Annotated in this window: 17 protein-coding genes; 4 read left to right on the plus strand and 13 right to left on the minus strand. The window is 51.9% G+C overall.

Annotated elements, in window-relative coordinates; translation table 11 throughout:
* Positions 1 to 16 precede the first annotated feature (16 nt).
* Positions 17 to 1048, plus strand: a complete 1032-nt coding sequence (locus ACPUC8_RS23970; protein ID WP_039333895.1) for a methionine synthase — start codon at positions 17 to 19, stop codon at positions 1046 to 1048.
* 75 nt (positions 1049 to 1123) lie between these two features.
* Here ACPUC8_RS23970 and ACPUC8_RS23975 read toward each other — a convergent pair whose 3' ends face one another.
* Complete coding sequence (locus ACPUC8_RS23975; protein ID WP_082672309.1) at positions 1124 to 3583, minus strand: membrane-bound PQQ-dependent dehydrogenase, glucose/quinate/shikimate family; 2460 nt, start codon at positions 3581 to 3583, stop codon at positions 1124 to 1126.
* Between the two features lie 687 nt (positions 3584 to 4270).
* Here ACPUC8_RS23975 and ACPUC8_RS23980 point away from each other — a divergent pair.
* A complete protein-coding gene (locus tag ACPUC8_RS23980) occupies positions 4271 to 5377 on the plus strand; it encodes a Fic family protein (protein ID WP_039333897.1) in 1107 nt (368 codons plus the stop codon).
* Between the two features lie 35 nt (positions 5378 to 5412).
* Here ACPUC8_RS23980 and ACPUC8_RS23985 read toward each other — a convergent pair whose 3' ends face one another.
* The 3 genes from ACPUC8_RS23985 to ACPUC8_RS23995 form a co-directional block, all read right to left on the minus strand.
* Positions 5413 to 5757 carry a YebG family protein gene (locus ACPUC8_RS23985; protein ID WP_039333898.1) on the minus strand — a complete coding sequence of 115 codons (345 nt, stop codon included), beginning with the start codon at positions 5755 to 5757 and terminating at the stop codon, positions 5413 to 5415.
* A 74-nt stretch (positions 5758 to 5831) separates the two neighbouring features.
* On the minus strand, positions 5832 to 6626 hold the full coding sequence (locus tag ACPUC8_RS23990; protein ID WP_034829783.1) for an SIR2 family protein: 795 nt from the start codon (positions 6624 to 6626) through the stop codon (positions 5832 to 5834).
* Positions 6623 to 7183, minus strand: coding sequence for a non-canonical purine NTP pyrophosphatase (locus tag ACPUC8_RS23995; protein ID WP_039333903.1), 561 nt, complete (start codon positions 7181 to 7183; stop codon positions 6623 to 6625). Before ACPUC8_RS23995 ends, ACPUC8_RS23990 begins: the two co-directional genes overlap by 4 nt.
* Positions 7184 to 7537: 354 nt before the next feature.
* Here ACPUC8_RS23995 and ACPUC8_RS24000 point away from each other — a divergent pair, with 354 nt between their 5' ends.
* Positions 7538 to 8869 (plus strand): putative bifunctional diguanylate cyclase/phosphodiesterase, encoded by a 1332-nt coding sequence (locus tag ACPUC8_RS24000; RefSeq protein ID WP_494927555.1) that lies wholly within the window; start codon positions 7538 to 7540, stop codon positions 8867 to 8869.
* A gap of 43 nt (positions 8870 to 8912) precedes the next feature.
* Here ACPUC8_RS24000 and ACPUC8_RS24005 read toward each other — a convergent pair whose 3' ends face one another.
* The 9 genes from ACPUC8_RS24005 to ACPUC8_RS24045 form a co-directional block, all read right to left on the minus strand.
* Positions 8913 to 9203 carry a hypothetical protein gene (locus ACPUC8_RS24005; RefSeq protein WP_494927556.1) on the minus strand — a complete coding sequence of 97 codons (291 nt, stop codon included), beginning with the start codon at positions 9201 to 9203 and terminating at the stop codon, positions 8913 to 8915.
* A gap of 226 nt (positions 9204 to 9429) precedes the next feature.
* Positions 9430 to 10335, minus strand: a complete 906-nt coding sequence (locus ACPUC8_RS24010) for an ABC transporter substrate-binding protein (protein WP_494927557.1) — start codon at positions 10333 to 10335, stop codon at positions 9430 to 9432.
* Entirely contained in the window at positions 10335 to 11129 is a 795-nt protein-coding gene (locus ACPUC8_RS24015; protein ID WP_494927558.1) for an amino acid ABC transporter ATP-binding protein, read from the minus strand. The genes ACPUC8_RS24010 and ACPUC8_RS24015 overlap by 1 nt, the downstream gene beginning before the upstream one ends.
* Entirely contained in the window at positions 11113 to 12039 is a 927-nt protein-coding gene (locus ACPUC8_RS24020) for an amino acid ABC transporter permease (protein ID WP_039333912.1), read from the minus strand. Before ACPUC8_RS24020 ends, ACPUC8_RS24015 begins: the two co-directional genes overlap by 17 nt.
* A gap of 9 nt (positions 12040 to 12048) precedes the next feature.
* Positions 12049 to 12561, minus strand: coding sequence for a GNAT family N-acetyltransferase (locus ACPUC8_RS24025; protein WP_039333914.1), 513 nt, complete (start codon positions 12559 to 12561; stop codon positions 12049 to 12051).
* 9 nt (positions 12562 to 12570) lie between these two features.
* Entirely contained in the window at positions 12571 to 13503 is a 933-nt protein-coding gene (locus ACPUC8_RS24030) for an ABC transporter substrate-binding protein (RefSeq protein WP_494927559.1), read from the minus strand.
* 19 nt (positions 13504 to 13522) lie between these two features.
* Entirely contained in the window at positions 13523 to 14836 is a 1314-nt protein-coding gene (locus tag ACPUC8_RS24035) for an LLM class flavin-dependent oxidoreductase (RefSeq protein WP_058972447.1), read from the minus strand.
* A gap of 77 nt (positions 14837 to 14913) precedes the next feature.
* Positions 14914 to 16062, minus strand: a complete 1149-nt coding sequence (locus ACPUC8_RS24040) for an amidohydrolase (RefSeq protein ID WP_494927560.1) — start codon at positions 16060 to 16062, stop codon at positions 14914 to 14916.
* A gap of 13 nt (positions 16063 to 16075) precedes the next feature.
* A complete protein-coding gene (locus tag ACPUC8_RS24045; protein ID WP_494927561.1) occupies positions 16076 to 17071 on the minus strand; it encodes an MsnO8 family LLM class oxidoreductase in 996 nt (331 codons plus the stop codon).
* A gap of 347 nt (positions 17072 to 17418) precedes the next feature.
* On the opposite strand from ACPUC8_RS24045, the gene ACPUC8_RS24050 reads away from it, so the two are divergent.
* Positions 17419 to 18123, plus strand: coding sequence for an HAD hydrolase-like protein (locus ACPUC8_RS24050; protein ID WP_494927562.1), 705 nt, complete (start codon positions 17419 to 17421; stop codon positions 18121 to 18123).
* Positions 18124 to 18298 lie beyond the last annotated feature (175 nt).

Genomic DNA, 18298 nt, shown 5'->3' on the forward strand with positions numbered 1-18298 from the left:
TACAAGGTCTTCACTTATGAAAACATTATTACCGACGTCCACTGCTGGCAGTTTGCCGAAGCCCTCTTGGCTGGCACAACCTGAGACCCTGTGGTCGCCGTGGAAATTACAAGGCCAGGAACTGGTTGACGGTAAAAAAGATGCGTTGCGTTTAATTCTGGACGATCAATTACAGGCAGGGATTGATATTGTCAGTGATGGCGAACAAACACGTCAGCACTTTGTCACCACTTTTATTGAACATCTCAATGGCGTGGATTTTCAGAAGCGCGAGATCGTCAGAATTCGTAACCGCTATGATGCCAGCGTACCTACCGTCATTAGCGCGGTAGAACGTATGAAGCCAGTATTCATCGAAGATGCCAAATTCCTGCGTCAGCAAACCAAGCAACCGATTAAGTGGGCGCTGCCGGGTCCGATGACCATGATCGACACGCTTTATGATAACCACTACAAAAGCCGTGAGAAGCTGGCCTGGGAATTTGCCAAAATTCTTAACCAGGAAGCCAAAGAGTTAGAGGCTGTGGGCATCGACATTATTCAGTTCGATGAGCCAGCATTTAACGTGTTCTTCGATGAAGTGAATGACTGGGGTATCGCGGCTTTAGAGCGCGCTGTGGAAGGGCTGAAATGCGAAACTGCCGTTCACATTTGCTATGGCTACGGCATCAAAGCCAATACTGACTGGAAAAAGACGCTGGGTACTGAGTGGCGCCAGTACGAAGAAGTGTTCCCTAAACTGCAAAAATCGTCTATCGATATCGTGTCACTTGAGTGTCAGAACTCTCGCGTGCCAATGGATCTGATTGAATTGATCCGGGGTAAAAAAGTGATGGTCGGCGCGATTGACGTGGCAACCAACGACATCGAGACACCTGAACAAGTGGCTGATACCCTGCGTAAAGCCCTGCAGTTTGTCGATGCTGACAAGCTCTATCCTTCGACTAACTGCGGTATGACACCTCTGTCGCGCGAAGTGGCTCGCGGCAAATTGAATGCTTTAAGCGCGGGCGCAGCGATTGTGCGCAATGAACTGCTGAGCAAATAATTTGCCCCGGTTGTCGAATTGAAACGCCTAATAACCGGTACAGGATGGTATATCCCATACCGGTTTTTTTATGCCTTATTGCTGTTGGGGTAAGGCATAGGCCAACACGTAATCCCCCACCGGGGTTTCCATAAAGTGATGACCCGCCGCGACGATCACTAAATATTCACGTCCATTTTGCGTGTAGATCATTGGATTAGCCTGCCCACCCGCCGGGAGTTCCGTGCTCCATACCTGCTTGCCGGTTCGCAGATCAATGGCGCGAATCAGATCGTCTGTCGCTGCAGCAACAAAGACCAATCCGCTGGCTGTCACGACCGATCCCCCATTGTTTGGCGTTCCGATATTAATAGGTAACCCAGTTGGCAGTCCAAACGGACCGTTGCGACGTGCGGTGCCCAGTGGGCGATCCCAAATCGTGCGGCCATCACGCAGATCGATAGCACGAATTCCGCCATACGGTGGCTCCTTACACAACATCCCGGTGTAAGGTAAACGCCAGCCTGCATTCACGTTAACAGCATAAGGTACGCCAATTTGCGGGTCGCCCGCGCCCTCCGCATGGCCGGTGTCGTGAGGGTTATAAGGAATTTCATCGCGTGGCTTCCAGCCCAGAGCATCGGCTTTCGCACGCGGAACCAGAATGTTGTAGTTCGGCATATCGTTATAGTTCGCAATGATAATGCCGCGTGTCGGATCCACCGCAACGCTGCCCCAGTCCGACCCACCGTTATAGCCAGGGTACTCAATTGAATGACGGTCGGCTTCAGGAGGCGTGTACTGGCCTTTATAACTGGCCTTCTGGAACTGAATTCGGCATACCAGCTGATCCACCGGCGTCAGGCCCCACATATCTTGCGGCGTCAGATCTGGCTTGCTGAGATGGTGGAACAGTGAGTAAGGTTGCGTGGGCGAGCGCTGCTCGGGTTCAACCCCACCACCTGGCACCGGACGTTCCTCAACACCAAACAGCGATTTACCGGTACGACGGTCCAGTACGTAAATCTCGCCCTGCTTCGTCGGCATGATAATGGCTGGCGTTTTGCCGCCATTCTTATCAGGATAATCCACCAGCGTGGGTTGTGAACCGGGATCGTAGTCCCAGACGTCTTTATGCGCCGTCTGGAAGGTCCACGCTGGCAGCCCGGTATCAATGTTGAGTGCGGTCAACGAAACGGAATACTTGTTCTCCGCGGGTGTGCGAGTACCGCTCCAGTAGTCGCCGGATGAGTTACCCACGGGCAGATAAACCAGCCCCAATTTGTCGTCACCGGTAAAGGAGGTCCAGACATCTGGCGAACCGCGCTTATAAGCATTTGGTCCTTTCTTCGGGGTTGCGGTGTCTGGCGCGGCGGCATCCCACGCCCATTTCAACGCGCCGGTACGCACATCATAGGCTTTGATCACACCCGGAGGACCAAAAGCTCTCTGACCATCAATGGTCTGATGCCCTACCACCAGCGTATCGCGGATCACCACCGGTGCAGAGTTGATGGCGACATAACCGTCATAGGTTTCGCCCATGTCCTCAGCCAGATTTACCGTGCCTTGATGACCAAAGCTGCGACATACCTCACCTGTTTTGGCATTCAGCTCAATGATGCGTGCATCCAACGTACCGAGAATGATGCGTTGCTGGCAGTCACTGTTATCCCCCTCTGGCATCGCCGCCACTTGACCTGTGGTCGCGTGGCTGTTGGTTTGACTGTCGTACCAGGTCAAACCGCGACAAGCGGCAGTGTAAGGGATCGACTTGTCGCTGACCTTCGGATCAAAATGCCACTTCTCTTTCCCGGTTGCCGCATCCAGCGCAAATACCATGTTGCGCGCGGTGCAAGTATATAAAGTATCGCCAACCTTAATTGGCGTGTTCTCCCCACCCCAACGCGCCTTGGGCAGGTCGCCAGTACGGAATTGCCAGGCAAGCTTCAGGTCTTTGACGTTATCGGGCGTAATCTGATTCGCATTAGCAAAACGTTGCGATGCCAGCGATCCGCCGTAGGTATACCAGTCGCCATTATCCGGCGTAGAGGCTTTCCCGTTGCCGGTGTCGGCCAGATAGTTCGCTGAGCCTGCTGCTGGGACATTGGTCGCAGGTGTCTCATTCAGTGGCGCAAACGGCAACGCAGCAGCCACAATAAATGCCACGATTAACAAACCTGCCAATACACGTGATGCACCCCGACTGACCCGTGGTGCCAGATTAGGCAGTTGGAAGGCAAACCAGATGCCGAGAATAAGCATCAGAGCGAAACGTGGTACCCAACGCCAATAATCGAGACCAGATTCCTGGATGGTCCAGATTAAGGTGCCGATAAACACCAGCGCGAACCACGTCGCGCCGCTAGTTCTTCTCATAAAGATCAGCACAGCGGATATCACCAGCCCTATTCCCGCCAGCACGTAATACCAGTTTCCGCCTAATGCTGCCAGCCAGCCGCCTCCCACAGCCAGCGTGATGCCTAACAGCAGCAGGATCAGAGCAAATAATCTATTCCAGAACGAGAGTCTGGTTATTCGGTTTGCGATGTTCAAAATAAATTTCCTTTGCCAAAAGAATTGCAGGATTGAATATTTTTTAAACTTCGCCGTAAATTTTAGGATCTCTGAGTTATTTCACCGCGATTTATGGCCAGGATGAGAAACAATCGGCACTTTTTATCCGCTTATTATCCTTACTGTTTCCGCCATAAATTATTTTCCCTGCCTCGATCAATTTCTGACACATCATTTCCACCACAACAAACGCTGTTTTTGATCTGGCGCAAGATCGCCGATTCGCTCTGCTGTCAATTTATTCCTTACAGAGCGCACAGCGCCAAATAAGAAGAGGATACGAATATGACAGGCAAATTAGGCTTAACAGGATTGCTGTTGGTATGGCTGGTGTACGTGGCATGGATGGTCAGTTACTACTCCGGTACATTTTCACTGTTCACTCATTGATGACAGCGGTAATCCCGGCCATGCCGGGGTTACTTGCCCAGTCCCGACCTGATTCTAACCTCACAATTCCCCCGTATTGCTCCCCAATCAAAGGCCAATTTCAGCCTGAAATCGCCACATTTCGCCTTGCCTGTGCCTAACAGAATCTGGCTTTTGAGCCGATTAAGCACTATTATTCATCTCATATTATGAGCCGAATAAATTTTCAATCAGCTCACACTGTGAGCCAAATACATCGATGATTCAGCTCATCTCGTCAAAGCATTGAGGTTAAACATGTGGATATGGCAACAGCCAGACTGGCCGCAGTTTCACTGGCAGGATGAAAAATTACTGCCACGTTTACGCTCGCTGCAACAGCAGCGTGGTGTACTGCTAGGGCGCGCAAGCGTGGCTGATAATAACGATCAGCAGACGCTGGATACGTTACTTAACAATATCCTCGCTTCCTCCGCGATTGAAGATGAACGCGTCAACGCGCAATCGGTGCGATCTTCCCTCGCCCGTCGGCTGGGCGTGACGCTTGAACAACCCTACCCGGTTTCTGAGCGCTCGGAAGGACTGGCCACCATGATGATGGATGCCATCTCCCAACGTGATACGCCATTAACGTTGGAAAGACTATGCCAGTGGCATCACTGGCTATTTCCTGCCAGTGAATGGTCCCTCAAACGTTTCAATGTCGGTGCGTTGCGCGGGGAGGAGCCGATGCAGGTGGTGTCGGGGCGCATAGACCGCCCTACCGTGCATTTTGAAGCGCCGCCCCGGGCTGGCTTAGAAGCGCAACTTGAAGCTTTTATCGCTTGGTTTAATCACAGTCGTGATGATGTGATGCTCGACCCCCTGCTACGAGCGGCTCTTTGCCACTTGTGGTTTGTAACGCTCCATCCCTTTGATGACGGGAATGGCCGTATCACGCGCGCGTTGACAGACCTGGCACTGGCGCAGGCAGACAGCCAAAGTATTCGCCTGTATGCCATGTCTGCGTCGATCCTGACACGACGCGCCGATTATTATCGGATTCTGCAGGAAACCCAGCGCGGTGAACTGGATATCACCGAATGGCTTATGTGGTTTCTGGATGTGCTGCAAGACAGTCTGGATCAGGCGTTAGCGATTGTGACGCGCACGCAAAACAAAGCCCGCTTCTGGCTAATCCACAATGCGGCTCAACTGAATGCGGAGCAAACGCGCGTGCTCAATCGATTACTCGACGGCGGCGAACAGGGATTCACGGAAGGTATCAGCGCCAGTCAGTATCAGAAGGTGGCGAAGGTGAGTAAAGCCACGGCGACACGTCATTTGGTAGAGTTGTTGGAAAAAGGCTGTCTGGAGAAATTACCGGGCGGTGGGCGCAGTACGCGCTATCAAATTAAGCATTAACCGTGAAGGGCGACCCATGGATCGCCCTTCACGCATCAAGCCGCTTTAACCGCGCGTACTTTCTTTTCTGGCGCACTCACTTCTGCATCAGCAGAGGCTTCCGTTTCGCTCTCTGCGCTCTCAACAGCTTCTTCCTTCACCGCATCCGGTAACTTGCTGGTGCGAAGGATATGCTGCACCGCGTCTTTCTGTTCTGCCAGTAACATGCCCAATGCTTCGGCCTGCGCTTCATCCAGCTCAGGCTGATGCTGTTGCAGCCAGTCGGTGAAGGCGTCAGCCATATCGAGCATTTTATCCCAGGCATCCGCGTCTTTTTTATTGGCAAACGTCATCTTTTCTTCACCCTTTCTGACAACAACATATTTGGTTTCGACTGCCATGATGCACCTCGGTTAACTGTATTTATATACAGTATATTCTAAGCAAACTTTTTTGAGCAATCACTTTCTGCTCATTAAGCCAGTAATTCTTCCAGGAACGTTGCCAGCGCTTTGCGCGGATCGTCCTCTTCTGACACGATCATTTCGATGCCCCACTGTCCCAACACCTCTTTTGCCACCGGGTTATTACGATTGGTGAACAGATAGGATTTAGGACGCGCGGTTGCGAGGCCCGTTCGCCCCCACATTTTTGTCAGCCGGTAGAATAACAGACGAATATTAAAATCGCTGATGCTGTATCCCACAAACAACACGGAGTTGCCCATCACATCATGGGTCAGTTTGATATCCAGCGGCGAATCGAAATAGAGGCGTTCAAAGTAGCTGCTTTCATCTAAAACGATAGAGGTATCATCGTCAAAATCGCCATGAAGTTTAATGATATGGCGCTTGTCTTCTGTCAATGAAACCAAATCCGCCGCGTTTGCGACCTTGCTGTAGGGCACGTTATGCGCCTCGTGTGCCATTTCCAACCAGCGATCGTAGTTGGTGGTGTAGATGCGCGAAAAGTTGCCCTGAGTGATCATGGTATGGATTTCAGAACTCCGCACATCAATGTCCGGGCGGTGCCATTCACGATCCATCCAACTGCGTAAGGGACCCAGCGATCCTTTGCGCTGCTTGTAATATTCCGCCAATGACAGATGTGTGCCGTAGGTGTTGAAGATTTTGGGATCGTAACCCAGCTCTTTCGCGAGATGCGCAATCAGCTCATGCCATTCCGGCAAGCCAAGATTGCGTGAGATACCCGCCCCCGCGAACAGGATCAGTTTTCCTGCATCGTAGGCACGTTTGAGTTCCGGTTTCATGCCAGTCCCCGTGATGTTTTTAGAAAGGTGGCGAAGCGGTCCAGCGCTAAGCGCCGCATTGAGATCTCGTTTTTCAGTTCACCCATTTCAGCAAAAGTCTGGGAGTGACCTTCAGGAATAAACACGCAATCCCACTGAAATTCTTGAGGTCCAGCGGGTGCCGGTGCAATGGTGCCACGCAGCTGACCTTCAAACTGATACATTTTGCGCCCATCGCAGTAGCCGAGCACCGTCTTTGCTGTCACGTTGGGGCTATCTAAACCGCTCACCAGTTTAGTAAAGCGCTCCGCATGCAAACGGCTCCAGAAAATGCGCGTCAGGCCGGCAGGTAAACCGTTTAGCCCATCGAGATATAAACCGGTGTGTTCAACAAACAGCGGACGACCAATAATTGAAAAGGCTTTGGTGAGTTTATCACGCACCAACTCCACCTCATTTTCAGTCTGAATCTCTTCAATGCGTCGGGCGATGGGGATCACCTCCACGCCCACTGGCTCCAGGATGGTACGGACTTCGGCCAGCTTGAGTTCATTCGCAGAAAGGAATCGAATTTTCATTGCAACCCGTCGATTTTGAGGTATTCAGGCTTCATTCTAACGCGAGGCATTGTCAGTGGGTAGGAACAATCTTCCTGTGGGTAAACTGGACGATACTCCTTGCATGCTTCTGGCAGACGCTGACCAGGAGAAAATTATTGACGGTCACCGCCATCTTATATCGGCTTATCATCTATCATTGACAGACTGTTCTGGACTATCTCAAATTACCATCAAGCCGGTTTCTGTGTAAATAACATGAAAACAGTTATGACAGCCGTCTCGCTTTTCCTTAATATACCCTGCTGAAAAAATTAAATAATTATGACACCAATGAGATAACTCATGATCTCTTATTTCAGTTCAAGATATTCTATGATCCGCAATCTTCCTTTCATATTGAAAGGAGACAGTCTGGAAAAGAAACTTCGCTTAACCTTATTAATCGCCGGGATTTCCAGCATTTTTGCTGGACTGTTTATGATATATTTTAACTACAGCCGTGGCCATAATGATGTGGCGTTATTGTATTGTGTGAGCAGCGCGTTAGGCATTTATATCACCTGTGCGGCCTTTTGCAGTCGGTTGAAACATCACCTCTACATCATTGTTCATGCTCTTTTGGTGAGTATTACCCTGTTGCTATTAGTCGATAATTATCATACAGCGGGTAAACATACCGAATACAATTACCTGCTGGCTTTAACCATTGGTTCTTCGCTCGTGTTGCGCCAACAGTCTGGCTATCTTAGCAAGGCATTCCCGCTTATTTGCCTGGCAGTGTATCTCCTGTTCATCGTGACTGGGCTCACCTGGCAGAATGGTGGATTTCAATTAAATATCCCTGAAGAGTATGGATTTTATATTGTCAATTGCAGTGTCCCTATCGTGGCATTGTTATTAACGGTATTTACCTCAAGAGGTAATTATTCGGAAACCGATCTGATTAAGCGTGAACTGTCAAATGCTATCATCAACAACCAACTGGAACTCTACTATCAACCTCAAGTAGATGTGGATAAGAAACTGATTGGCTTTGAAGCCCTGTTACGCTGGAAACATCCGGTGAAAGGTTTTATTTCCCCGGAGGTTTTTATCCCGGTAGCGGAGAAAAGCGGGCTGATTATTGAGATCGGTAAATGGGTGATGGAACGCACCCTGCAACAGATGTCGGATTGGGACCGCATATTCAATCTGACCAACCTGAAATTTTCGATCAATATCAGTCCCTTGCAATTAATGCATCGGGATTTTACTCAGGATACGCTGCTGACGCTTTCGCATTATAAAATCAGTCCCGAAAGACTAAAGTTTGAAATCACTGAGACCACCTTTATCTATGATCAAAAGCGCATCGGAGACGTCATCGCGCACTTTAGCCAACTGGGTATTAAGTGGGCGATTGATGATTTTGGCGTGGGCTACTCGTCTCTCAAATCGATCAGTGATTTTGCTATTGATGATATAAAAATTGACAAGTCATTGATAATGCAGATTTTCAAAAATGAATCTGCCGCTATTGTGGTACTCAAAACTATCGAATTATCGCGCGATATGGGGCTGAACGTGTTAGCCGAGGGCATTGAGAGCGAAGATTATTTCGAATATCTGCGTGACAAAGGCTGTCACCTGTTCCAGGGCTATCACTTTGCTCGCCCTCTTCCGGCGGGAGAGGCGGCACTGTGGATACGGAGAGCATCAAGTTAACGCTGAACTGTACTGTGCAGGCGGCATCACTGCCGCCTGAAGATCAAAATATCGCTTTCGCGATGGCTAATGCGACTCCCATGGTGATCATTTGCATCGAGACCATCCATTTTGTTTGTGAGGTGATCGCCTGGTACAGATCGCCTCTGATAGCCAGAACATCGGCTTTTGTCGCGTAGTTCTGTTTTATTGAGGCGATATCGGCTTTAATTTCCCGAACTTCTGAACGCACCTCGGCGAGATCCTGCTTTGTTGCATGGTTAGATTTGATAACAGCGACATCCGTAGCTAAATCAGAAAATAAATTCTCTAGCTTTTTAACTCTCGATTCCATTTCAATTCCCCAATGTGTAAATGATTAACCAGTCTGTCTTGCTGGCATTAATATTCAACGCATTAAATCAGAGAAACAATACCGTTCCTCGTAAGAGAGAAAGAAATAAATGAGATAATTCACTCGCATTTACTAAAACAAGACCTCAATCAATAACCAATGAAAACAAAAAAAACTCACAACAATTAAATTGTGAGTTTTCTCGCAACCAATAACTGAGTCGACATTATTGATACACAATACCTGGCGGGTTTACCTGAGAAGCCTCCACCGCCTCCTCCTGCTCCCCCCAGCGCGCTAAAACCTGTTTATACTGCCCGCTGGCTATTGCACCATTGATCGCCTGCTGCAACGCGACATCCAGACCGTTGCCTTTTTTGGTGGTGACAGCCACCCAGGCGCGGAACGGCCCGTGTCCAACGATTTTGGTTTGCCCGCGTGAAGCGACTTTCCATGCCGCCATTGCTTGCGGCCCAAAAGAGGCATCTGCCCGTCCGGAAAGCAGCGCCAGCGTCGCGGACGCATCATCATTCAGGTAAATCGGTTGAACCGGCGCCAGACCCTGCGCCCGGTTTTTGGCATCCCAACTCAGTAATATTTTCTCCTGATTGGTGCCCGATCCCACAATAATACGTTTCCCTGCCACATCTTCGCGCCCTTTAATGGCGGTAATCGCACTGTCGGTTTTCACCGCGAAGGCGTGGTTGTCCGCGCGATAGGTAGCGAAATCGAATTTCTGCTTCCGCTCCTCTGTCACCGCAATATTAAACATCGCGACGTCATAGCGCCCCGCCGTGATACCCAACGGCCAGTCTTCCCATGCAGCGGGCACCAGTTTTAACTTTAAGCCCAGGCTGTCCGCCAGCAAGCGGGCAAAGTCCGGGTCGCTGCCGATGAGCGTTTTGTTATCCGAAGCCCACAAGCCAATCGGCGGCGAATTCGAAGCCGAGGTCGCCACCGTCAAAAATCCGGGATTCACAAAGTGAAAGCCGGGCGGGATTTTGGCGATGGCTTGCGGATTCGCCGCAATATTGATTGGCGTTTCATTATTCTTCGCATCCAGCTTTTCAGCGGCAAACAGCGGGGCGCTGAATAACCACGCCGCCAGTGCTGACACAATTACTCTTTCCATTACAGCACCCGCGCCAGAAAACGTTTAGTGCGCTCATGGCGCGGTTGACTCAGAACCTGATGGCTGCTGCCCTGCTCGACAATACGGCCATCCACCATAAACACCACGTGGTCCGCCACCTCACGCGCAAAGCCAATCTCGTGTGTGACAATCACTAAGGTCGTGCCGGATCGCGCCAGCTTTTTAATCACGTCCAGCACTTCCCCCACCAGCTCAGGATCAAGCGCTGAGGTGGGTTCATCAAACAACATCACCCGAGGATTGAGCATTAACGCGCGTGCAATCGCGATGCGCTGCTGCTGTCCGCCAGAAAGATGACGCGGCCAGGCATCGGCTTTGTGGCGCAGTCCCACGATATCCAGCAGTTCACCGGCGCGTTCGACTGCCTCACGACGCGATAGCTGACGATGGGCAATCGGTGCCTCAATCAGGTTTTCCAGTACCGTCAGATGCGGGAACAGATTGAAGTTCTGAAAGACATAACCGACGTTGATGCGCTGGCGCAAAATCGCCTTCTCTTTCAGCTCATACAGTTTGTCGCCACGACGCTGATAGCCAATGTAATCCCCGTCGATCTGGATAAAGCCTTCATCGACGCGCTCCAGATGATTAATGGTGCGTAGCAGCGTGGATTTGCCGGAACCTGATGGGCCAAGGATCACCGTCACCGATCCAGGCTCCAGCTCCAGCGATACGTCATCCAGCGCTTTGTGTTTGCCAAACGACTTACTCACGCCGGTAATGCTGATGGCACCGGTGCTGTGCAGATGACGATAATCAATGGCCTCGGACATGGGAAAGCTCCTCATTCGCGGTAGAAGTGACAGGTCGATTGCGCCACTGACGCCAGCGCGAGGGTTGTGGCTCACGCGTCACGCTGCGTGCCAGCCAGCGTTCAACGCTGTGCTGCAGCAGTGACAACACGGTGGTGATGATCAGGTACCAGGCCGCGCCCACCATCAGCAAAGGAATCACCTGCTGGGTGCGGTTGTAGATCATCTGGATGGTATAAAACAGCTCCGGCATCGCCAGCACGTACACCATGGAGGTGCCTTTCGCGAGGCTGATGATTTCATTAAACGTGGTGGGAATGATGGCGCGCAGCGCCTGCGGCAGAATGATGCGGAACGTGCGTCGCGAGGAAGATAACCCCAACGCCGAGGCCGCTTCAAACTGACCGTGATCGACCCCTAAAAAGCCACCACGAATGATCTCCGCGCTGTAGGCGCTTTGCACCAGCGTCAGGCCAATCACGGCTGCCGGGAATTGCCCCAGCACGTTAATAGTCTGGAAATGGCCCCATGAGAGCGCCGTAAAAGGCACGCCCAGTGACAAGGTGTCGTAGAGATAGGAGAAGTTATACAGAATGATCAGCACCACAATCAGCGGAAGCGAACGGAACAGCCAGATGTAGCCGAACGCCAGCGTGCTCAACAGCCAAGAAGATGAGAGCCGCGCCAACGCCAGTAAGCCGCCGAAAAACAGACTCAGCACCGTACCAAAGAGCGTCAGCAGCAGGGTTTGTCCCAATCCATACAGGATCACCGGATCAAAGAACCAGCGGGCAAATACGCGCCACTCCCAACGCGGATTAAAGGCCACAGAATCAATCACGCTGGCCAGAATAAACAGGGCGACAATCGCCCCGATTACCCGTCCAGGATAGCGTGCAGGCACCACGGTCAAGCGTTGTTCTTTACTCATCTCAACCCCTTAGCTGGCCTGCGCCACGCTGTGCACATCAATGACTTTTAGAAAGCGCAGACGCCCGTCATGCGGCGGCTGACCGTAGATTTCCATATCTTCGAGTAGCGCAAACTGCGGCTGATAGCCATGGCCGATGTAGAGCTGCACGGCTTCCGGCTGACGAAAACCGGTGGTCAGAAATACGCGCTGATAACCGGCGCGCAAGGCGCGCCGCTCCAGCTCTTGCAGAATCAGCAACGCCAAGCCCTGACGGCGAAGATCGCTGCGCGTCCAGATACGTTTGAGTTCCGCCGTCACCTCGTCATACGGCTTGAACGCCCCCATCGCGATAATCTCGCCATCGCGCTCCAGCACGATAAACAGCCCGCGCGGCGGCAAATACCATTCGCTGAGTTCGACCTCATTGGCGCTCTTAAAGAAATCGCCGTAGCGCGCCGCATACTCACCAAACAAGCCGGTGATAATCGGTTGCAGTTCTGCGGCTTCGGGGTGCACTTCGCGGAAAAAATGCTGACTCATGCTGCCTCCTTAATCGCCCAGACCGGCAGGGTTGATTTCAGAGTGATCCAGACGCTCCACGCCTTCACCCCAACGATTCAGCACCTTGTCGTAATCGCCGTTTTTGATCACACCGTTCAGCGCGGTGTTGATCGGTTCCGCCAGGCCGCTGCCCTTCTTCACCGTGACCGCGATATGCGCCGCTTTTGGCCAGCCGCCATCGACGCTACCCACCAAGCGGGTCTGATGCGTCAGTGCCGCTTTCCAGGCACCAATCACATTCGGACCGAAGTAGGCATCGGCACGGCCCGACTGTAACGCCAGCGTTTGTGCGGCATCATCCTTGGTGTAAACCGGTGTGAACGGTTTCAAGCCTTTGGCCTGGTTCTCTTTATCCCACGCCAGCAAGATCGCTTCCTGGTTAGTGCCTGAACCCACGATGATGCGCAAACCGGCAATATCTTCCGCTTTGCTCAGCGATTTAATCTGGCTGCTGGATTTGACATAGAAACCGAGTGAGTCTTTGCGATAGGTCGCGAAGTCAAAACGCTCTTTGCGCTCTTTGGTGACGGTTACGTTGCTGATAGCAGCATCATATTTGCCCGATGCTACGCCCAGCGGCCAGTCTTCCCATGAGGTCGGCACCACGTTGAGCTTCAGGCCCAGGCTGTCAGCCACTAAACGGGCGATATCCACCTCACTGCCCAGCAAGGTTTTGTTGTCGTCGCTAAACACCGTCAATGGCGGTGAGTTCTGTGCCGCCACGGCCACCGTAAACGACCCCGGCACCGCAAATTTATGCCCGGCCGGGATCTGCGCGACAGCCGCCGCATTTTTTGCTGTGTTCACCGGTGTTTTATTCGCTTCAAGACTTATCTGTTGACCATTCACCGCCACATCATCAGCGAATGCCGCACTGCTCAGGCTCAGTAACATCAGTGCGATAAGGGATTTTTTCTGCATAGCGTGTTTTCTCTTTAAATTATTGTTGTGTGAACTGATTAACCGGATCTTTCAGACCAAAGCTGGCACGCAACGTGGTGCCGGGATATTCGCTGCGGGTTAAGCCGCGTGCTTGCAGAATGGGGATAACGCGATCCACAAAGCGCTCGAAGGTATCCGGTGTGCCGCCCTGAATAATGAAGCCATCGGTGGCCTCGCTTTCGAACCAAAGCTGTAAGCCATCCGCCACCTCTTCGGGTGTGCCAAAGAACAGCGGGCGCGGTGTCGCCGCTTCCAGTGCGGCCTGGCGTAACGTGTGGCCATGCTCGCGCGCTTTGCGTTTGATTTCGTCAGTGGTACTGCGGAAGCTGTTCTGACCGATATCGCCGATATCCGGGAAAGGTGCGTCGAGGGGGTATTGAGAGAAGTCGTGATGGTCAAAGAAGCGACCCAGGTAGTTCAGTGCATCCTTAATGGACACCAGCGCAGCAGTAGTTTGATACTGGCGTTCAACATCGTCTGCATCATCACCAACAATCACACCCACACCCTGAAAGATATGCAGATCCTGCGGCTCACGTCCGTTCGCCACCAACTGCTTTTTCACATCCTGATAAAAAGCCTGCGCCTCTTCACGCGTGGGTTGATGGGTAAAGATGGCGTCCGCATGACGCGCAGCCAGTTTTTTACCGTCTTCAGATGCACCCGCCTGGAACACGATCGGACGCCCCTGCGGTGTGCGCTCGATATTCAGTGGACCTTGCACCTGGAAGAAATCACCGTGGTGATTGAGCGTATGAAGCTTCTCCGGATCAAAGAACTGGCCGCTCTCTTTATTACGCACAAACGCATCACCCTCCCATGAATCCCAGAGCCCTTTCACCACCTGCAGATACTCATCAGCGATACGGTAACGCAATGCATGCTCAGGGTGCTGCTGACGAGAAAAGTTCTTCGCCGATCCCTCCAGCGGTGAGGTCACCACGTTCCAGCCCGCACGACCGCCGCTCAGGTGATCTAGACTGGCGAACTGGCGCGCCACCGTGAAGGGTTCGCTGTAGGAGGTGGAGACCGTGCCCACCAACCCTAAATGTTCAGTTACGCCCGCCAGTGCCGAAAGCAGCGTGAGCGGTTCGAATCGATTAAGGAAATGCGGGATCGATTTTTCATTGATGAACAAACCGTCGGCGACAAACAGGAAGTCCAGCTTTCCGGCCTCCGCTTTGCGTGCGATATGTTTGGCATAGTCAAAATTGATACTGGCGTTCGCTTGCGCCGCGGGATGGCGCCAGGCCGACATGTTACCTGACGCACCATGCAGAATGGTGCCGAGTCGCAGTTGTCTTGCAGTCATAATGTCTCTCTTTTCCATGGCACAGCCTGACGGCAACGTAACGTTGCCGTGCAGAACAAAGGTATTTGTGAAGGGGGCTAACTCAGAATGGCGTCACGACATCGCGCATTGAGATGCTGCAATGCCTGCTGAGCCAGTTGGGTAAAGTAGTGGGCTGCGGGTGCGATCAAGGCTTCGTCTGGATTAAATCCACCATGATGCAGGCCATATTCGCTGGCACTGCCAATGCTGACAAAGGCACCGGGGATCTGCTGTAAGTAGTAGGCAAAATCCTCACCACCCAGATGCAATTCGGCGGTTTGCACGCGGTATCCCACCTCTTGCGCAATCTGGCTGGCAAATTGCGCCCAGCGCGCATCGTTCTCTAACACCGGTGGTCCCGGATGCCAGCTGAAAGTGGCCTGAGCACCGTTGGCAGCTGCGATATTCTCAACAATTTGTCTTGCACGCTGCTCCAGTTCGGCGCGTACCTGTTTGTCATGGGTGCGCACCGTACCGCCAAACTCGGCTTCGGCCGGTACTTCGCTCCCGCCTTTGCCCGCTTCGATGCGTGTCACGCTGAGTACCAAACTATCGAGGGTATTGAAGCTGCGGCTGGTCAATGATTGCAGCGCCTGGATGATCTGACTGGCGACCAGAATGCCGTCTCTCGTTGCGTCAGGTTGTGCGCCGTTAGCAGAAACATGCACCACAAACTTATCGGCATTGGCATAAAACGCCCCGCCACGGGTTGCAAAGGTGCTGGTGGGTAAGCCGGGTTCGTTATGCATACCAAAGATGGCTTGTACATTGTGCAGCACACCAGCGTCGATCAATTTTCGCGCGCCGGTGGCGTTCTCTTCGGCCGGTTGGAATAGGATGCGCACGCGACCGGGCAGTTGATCTTCAATAGCCTTGAGTTGCAGCGCCGCACCGAGCATCACCGCACTGTGCACATCATGACCGCAGGCGTGCATCACGCCGGTATTGCGTGAGCGGAATGCCAGACCGGTGGCTTCGTGGATAGGTAAGGCATCAATATCGGCGCGCAGCGCAACCAGGGGTTCACCACGACCAACCTCCACCACCACACCGGTTTCCAGCGGGTAATCGAGAGGATGCAAGCCCGCTTCCTGTAACCAGCGACGCAGACGCGCAGTGGTTTCCACTTCATGACCCGAAAGCTCCGGCCAGCTGTGTAACTCGCGTCGCCAGTCAATCAGTTGTTGTTCGTTCACGTGGCTCATCATGACCTCCGAACTAAGCCGCAACTAATCGATGGGTCGCCAGCAGTTCCAGTGATTTCACTCGCGCCTGCTCCTCGGCAATCGGTGTATCAATCACAAACTCTTCAATGCCGAAATGCTGGTGCAGCGCGTCCAGTTTGGCGTGAACCTGCGCCGCCGTACCTTTCAAAAGCGAAGGTGTGCGCGTCTCGATCACATAGTCGGTATAACCGCCCTGACGCACATAGCGTTCCGCCTGCTCCACGCTCCCGACGTTGACGCTTGGGCCATCTTTTACGTTGACGTGATAAACACGCAGATTGTCGACTAACAGATCCGCTTCCGCAGGCGAGTCGGCGACCACCACCTGCACCGCCACCAGCGCTTGCTTACCGTTGCTGTATTGGCGATAGCTGTTGAGTACCTGCTCCATCAATAGCGGATCGCCGTTATGGTGTGCGGCGAACACCAGTTGCCAGCCTAATTCGGCTGCCAGTTTGGCGCTTTGCTCACTGGCTCCCAGCAAGAAACGGTTGGCAGGACGTGGCGGCTGTGGCGTGGCCCGTAGGATCTCTTCATCCCCTACGGGTGGCACATTGAGCCAGCTGTCTAGCAAGGAGAGCTGTTCGGCAAAATTCCCCTTCTCTTGCTGATGCACACCCAGTTGCAATGCACGTGTCGAAAGCGGTAATCCCCCCGGCGCTTTGCCCACGCCCAGATCAATACGACCCGGCGCAAGCGAGGCCAGCAGGTTGAAGTTTTCTGCGACTTTGTAAGGACTGTAATGCTGCAGCATCACACCACCCGAACCAACGCGAATATGATGCGTCTGGCCGATGATCCAGGCGATTAATAACTCAGGCGAGGGGCTGGCAAGGCGATCGGTATTGTGATGCTCCGCCAGCCAAAAACGGTGGTAGCCCCAGGCCTCAGCCTGCTGCGCCAGTTGTAAAGTACGATGCAGGGCATGCGCGGCGCTCTCTCCATCGGCAATCGGCGATTTATCTAACAGACTCAGTCGATATGACATACGCCAAATCCTTTCTCAGTGAATATGGCGAGTAGTGTGTGATGGCGGTGGGTAATTCGGAAACATGATATTGTGGTATGCATTGTTAATTTATGCATATCAGTTAGAGATGATGTTAATTTTCCTATAAAAACTCAATAAATCATGCAATTACGTTAAAATAAAAACCATATTCCCGTCAAAAGTTTTTATTTATCTTTCATAATCACATTTTGTTGTTTATCAATCCTGTTTAACGACTCTAGCTTGTTTCATTAGAGACGCAGGGGAATTAGAATATCTTTCCGCAACCGCAAGTATGCTTGCACCCTGCCCGCTTAAATAATCAGATATCAAAAGAGACTGCAGTGAGCATATTAAAAAACGTTATTTTTGACCTGGATGGAACACTCGTTGATTCCCTGGAAGGCATTACATCTAGCATCCTTTATGCGGCACGGAAAAATGGCCATTTGTTAGACGAAAATATCGACATAAAATCTTTGATTGGTCCTCCAATGCGTGATTTATTGATGAAATTGCTATCCCATCCCAGCGATACAGTTATCGAACAGGTTTTAGACAATTACAGGGAGGATTATGCAAATAAAGGGCTACTAAAAACAGTAGTTTATAATGGAGTAGTATCTTTGCTTTCAGCATTGAAAGAGAAAGGATATGCAATTTACATAGCAACATCAAAGAGACAGGTTTTCGCCGAAGAAATCGTGAAAAACAACAACCTCTCTGATTTTTTTGTTGGGATTTATGGAACAACAACGGATGGTCGGCTTGATAACAAAGAGGTTCTGTTAAAGCATCTGATGCTGGATCAGAAACTTAACAGCAGGGATGTCGTCTTTATCGGCGATCGAAAAGAAGATGTCATCGCTGCCATAGCCAATAACGTTCCTGTCATTGGCGCAAAATGGGGTTATGCCGACGGTAATGAACTTGAGTACGCCGGAGCGCATTACTTATGTGAGTCTCCGCATGAACTTTTAGGCACCATTTCAGTTGCGCTAACTGAACATCAAAACGCTGCTCATTTAAGCGCGTTGCGGTCGCCATAAATGGCACAATGCTCGTCAGTTAAGAACTCAGGATGCTTATTGATAAGTAGCCTTTCTTTTCTGTGCGGGTCAGCGCGGGCTCTGCCGCCACTACTGCCCCCTCTGGGCCGTCCTCGCGCCGCTAAAGCGGTACCTTCGACTTCCACGTCGTGCCGGACGGACCGTTCGCGGATGA

The organism is Pantoea sp. CFCC18177, from assembly GCF_059412425.1.